General features: G+C 70.3%; 3 protein-coding genes. All 3 read right to left on the reverse strand.

Features of this window, described 5'->3' with window-relative positions:
* A partial coding sequence (locus tag D471_RS0122285) for an NAD(P)-binding domain-containing protein (RefSeq protein ID WP_017600674.1) occupies nt 1-296 on the reverse strand: 296 nt, incomplete at its 3' end.
* Between the two features lie 105 nt (nt 297-401).
* Nucleotides 402-1,511 (reverse strand): DNA polymerase III subunit beta, encoded by a 1,110-nt coding sequence (dnaN, locus tag D471_RS0122290; protein WP_017600675.1) that lies wholly within the window; start codon nt 1,509-1,511, stop codon nt 402-404.
* Nucleotides 1,512-2,554: 1,043 nt separating this feature from the next.
* Nucleotides 2,555-4,224 (reverse strand): chromosomal replication initiator protein DnaA (dnaA, locus tag D471_RS0122295; protein WP_040690662.1); only part of this gene is annotated, 1,670 nt, incomplete at its 5' end.

Raw genomic sequence — 4,224 nt, forward strand, 5'->3', positions numbered from 1 at the left:
AGCTGCTCGGCGCGCGCCCGGTCGTCGACGTAGTGGGAGTTGCCGCCCTCGATGACCAGGTCGCCCTCCTGGAGGAGGCCGCCGAGCTCGTTGATGGTCGCGGCGGTCGGGTCACCGGAGGGGACCATCACCCACACGACGCGCGGCGTGTCGAGCCGGTCGACCAGCTCCGCCAGGCTCGCCACGTCCCGCTCCTCGGAGGTCACGTCGTAGCCGACGACCTCGTGGCCCTTCTCCCGGAGCCGGGCGGCCATGTTGCCGCCCATCTTGCCGAGACCGATCATTCCGAGCTGCATGGCAGTGCTCCCCTTCGCCGCCTGTGGACACGTTGGCGCCGTCCGGTCCGGGCGGTGGCCGCGGACGCGGTACGGCAGACGCAAGTCAATCGAACCGGTTCCGGATCAGCCGGACAGGCGCACCGGCATGATCAGGTAGCGGTACTCGGGGTCCGCACCCTCCTCCGCGGGCTTGCCGGTGAGGATCGCCGGTTTGGTCGAGGTCGTGAAGTTCAGGCGCGCGGTGTCGGTGCCGATGGCGCCGAGCCCGTCGAGCAGGAAGCCCGAGTTGAACGCGATCTGGATGTCCTCGCCCTCCAGGTCGGCCTCCAGCACCTCGACGGCCTGGGCGTCCTCGCCGGTCCCGGCCTCCAGGACCAGGCTGCCGGGGCTGAAGGCCAGCCGGAGCGGGGTGTTGCGCTCGGCGACCAGCGACACGCGCTTGACGGCCTCGACGAACTCGGCGCGGCTGATCTCGGCGACGGTGTTGAAGCTGTCCGGCAGGAGCGCGCGGTACTTGGGGAACTCCCCGTCCAGGAGCCGGGTCGTGGTGCGGCGGGGGGCGNCGCCGCTGGAGAGCGCGATCGACACCTCGGCGCCCGAGGTGAGCGACTTGGCGGTGTCGTGCAGCGTCTTGGCGGGGACGAGCGCGACGGCGGACAGCTCGGGGTTCTCCGGCTTCCAGGTCAGCTCGCGCACGGCCAGGCGGTAGCGGTCGGTGGAGGCGAGCGTGATGGTCTCGCCCTCGATCTCGACCCGCACACCGGTGAGCATCGGCAGCGTGTCGTCGCGTCCGGCGGCGACGGCGACCTGGCTGACGGCGGCGGCGAAGGCGTCACTGCCGACGGTGCCGCTCACCCCGGGCATCTCGGGAAGGGTCGGGTAGTCCTCGACCGGCATGGTGGTCAGCGTGAACTTGGCGCTGCCGCAGGTCACGACGGCCTTGGCCCCGTCGGTGGAAATCTCCACAGGCTGTGGAGGAAGGTTGCGCGTGATCTCGGCCAGGAGCTTGCCGGGGACCAGGACCGTACCGGGCTCCTCGACCTCGACGTCGATCGCGGCCTGGGTGGAGACCTCGTAGTCGAAGCCGGACAGCCGCACCTGCTGGCGGCCGTCGAACTCACCTGCGTCGAGCAGGACGCCGACGAGCACCGGGACCGAGGGGCGCGTCGGGAGTGTGCGCGCGGTCCAGGCGACTGCGTCGGCCAGTACGTCGCGTTCGACCCGGAACTTCACTTTCCGACTCACTTTCCGCACGACCGGCAGGACCGGTCGAAGCCTCAACGTTGCAGCTCGTGGGTGGGTCGACCGAGGCTCCGGCACGAGTGGGCGACCGTCGCGGCGAGCGCGTGCGCCGGCACCGCCGGGGCGGCCTCGGCTCCCATGGGGCCGCCGCTCGGATCGGGCGGCGGTGGACAGGGGCGAGACCACACGTTACCCGGATTCCACCGCTGTCGCTGACGACTCGGGGAGGGTCCCGCGTCGCTCGCTGATCGGCGAGTTGTCCACAGATTTTCCGCGGAGCTGTTGTGAAGCCACATCTGGGTTAATGAAGGTGCGCAGTAGTAGTAGGGCCTGTGGATAGTGTGGATAACCACTGTTATCCCAGGTCAGACTGGAGTTTTTTGTCCACAGGCACTGTGGATGACCCTGTGGGTAACTCGAGTCGTCTGTGGACGAACGACGTCGCCCACAGGTTGTCCACACTCTGTCCACAGCGGCGTCCACAGTTTTCCCCCGGGTTGTCCACAGCAGACGGTGGTTCGATGACCCGATGGTCGGGCAACGCGTCCACAGGAGCACCCCCGGTTACCCACAACTCAGAGCCACTTGTCCACAGGTTATCCACATGGTTGTCCACAGATTTGACCCCCATCCTGTGGATAACTCGGCCAAGAAAGTCGAGAAGTTTTTTTCCGAGCCCCCGCACAGACCTCACGAACCAGGACGAAGGGGTTGTGCACAGGTTTGTCCACAGCCCCCTGCGCGCGCCTGTGCGGATGAGGACGGAACACGCTGGTGGAAGCGCCCGCGCCCGGCGTGTGGGCAGCGCAACAGAAGCGACAAGCCCGACAGGGGCGGGGAAACCGTGCGGGGGTGATCGGTGCGGTGCCTTCGGGCGGATCACGCGCCGAATCCGTCCAGCGTCGGCGGTTGTCCCCAGAACCTGTGGATAACCCCGCGCGGGACGGTGGCGAGAGGGGGAGGGAACGGGGGAGGGGCGTGGAACGCGTCGGGGCGGCCCGCCGTCGCGGACCGCCCCGACGCGTCTCCCCGGATCAGGCCAGCGGGGGCTGGTCCTTGATCCGGCTCGTGAGCTCGTGCACCTGGTTGTAGATGGACCGCCGCTCGGCCATCAGCGCGCGGACCTTGCGGTCGGCGTGCATGACCGTCGTGTGGTCCCGGCCGCCGAACTGCTGCCCGATCTTGGGCAGGGACAGGTCGGTGAGCTCCCTGCACAGGTACATGGCGATCTGCCGGGCGGTCACCAGGACACGGGAACGGGAGGTCCCGCAGAGGTCGTCGACGCTCAGCCCGAAGTAGGCGGCGGTCTGGGACATGATCGCCCCGGCGGTGATCTCGGGGACCTCGGTGCTGGGGACGAGGTCGCGCAGGACCTGACCGGTCAGGTCGAGGTCGACCGACTGCCGGTTGAGGCTGGCGAAGGCGGTGACGCGGATCAGCGCTCCCTCCAGCTCCCGGATGTTGGTGGAGATCTTGCTGGCGATGAACTCCAGCACCTCCGGCGGGGCGGCCAGCCCCTCCTGGGCCGCCTTCTTCCGCAGGATGGCGATCCGGGTCTCCAGCTCCGGCGGCTGGACGTCGGTGAGCAGGCCCCACTCGAACCGGCTGCGCATCCGGTCCTCCAGCGTGGTCAGCTGCTTGGGCGGCCGGTCGCTGGAGATGACGATCTGCTTGTCGGAGTTGTGCAGCGTGTTGAAGGTGTGGAAGAACTCCTCCTGCGTCTGCTCCTTGTTCTCCAGGAACTGGATGTCGTCCACCAGGAGGACGTCGATATCCCTGTACCGACGGCGGAATCCGTCCGCCTTGCCGTCCCGGATCGAGTTGATGAACTCGTTGGTGAACTCCTCGGAGCTGACGTAGCGCACGCGCGAGCCCTCGTAGAGCCGGTGCGTGTAGTGCCCGATGGCGTGCAGGAGGTGGGTCTTGCCCAGTCCGGAGCCGCCGTGGATGAACAGGGGGTTGTAGGCCTTCGCCGGCGCTTCGGCGGCGGCGACCGACGCCGCGTGGGCGAACCGGTTGCTGGAGCCGATGACGAACGTGTCGAAGGTGTACTTCGGGTTCAGCCGGGCGTGCTCACCCGTCGGCACCTCGGGGGAGCGGCCGGGGGGAGCCCCCGGGGCGTCCTTGTGCGCCTCCTCCGGGCCCTCCCTCCCGGCGGGGGGCTCCGTGGGCGCCTCGGCGTCGGGCGCGGGCCCCTGCTCGGCCGGCACCGGGTGCGCCTGTGGAGCGGCCGGGACCTCGGGGGAGTCCGGTGCGGCGGTGGTCTGCGGGGTCGCCTCCCGCTGGGGGGTCTCCCAGCGGTTCGGCTGGTCCCACGCCGCCTCGTCCCAGGTCGTCTGCTGCCACGAGTTCTGTCGTGCGGGCTGTTCCCACGAGGTGGACGGCCACGCCGGGCGGGGCTCCGGCTCGGGCACGGCGGGCATGGGGGCGCCCCCCGCCGGAGCGGGTCCTCCCGGCGCGGGTGGTCCGGTCACGGGCGGCCCCGGGACGGGCGGCGCGGACTCCGCCGGAGGTGTGGGACCGAGCACGTCACCCCGGTTCAGACCGTCGTCCGCCGCCGGTGCCGCCTCGGGGGCGCGGTGTGGCGGTGTGGCCGGTCCCGGTTCGGGGCGCGGCTGGACCTGGGCCGGTGACGGCGCCGGTCCAGGGCGCGAGTGCCGACCGGTCGGCTCGGCCGGGGGGGCCGCCGGGGAGGGCGGCGGGG

The sequence above is a fragment of the Nocardiopsis lucentensis DSM 44048 genome (assembly GCF_000341125.1).
Classification (GTDB): Bacteria; Actinomycetota; Actinomycetes; order Streptosporangiales; family Streptosporangiaceae; genus Nocardiopsis; species Nocardiopsis lucentensis.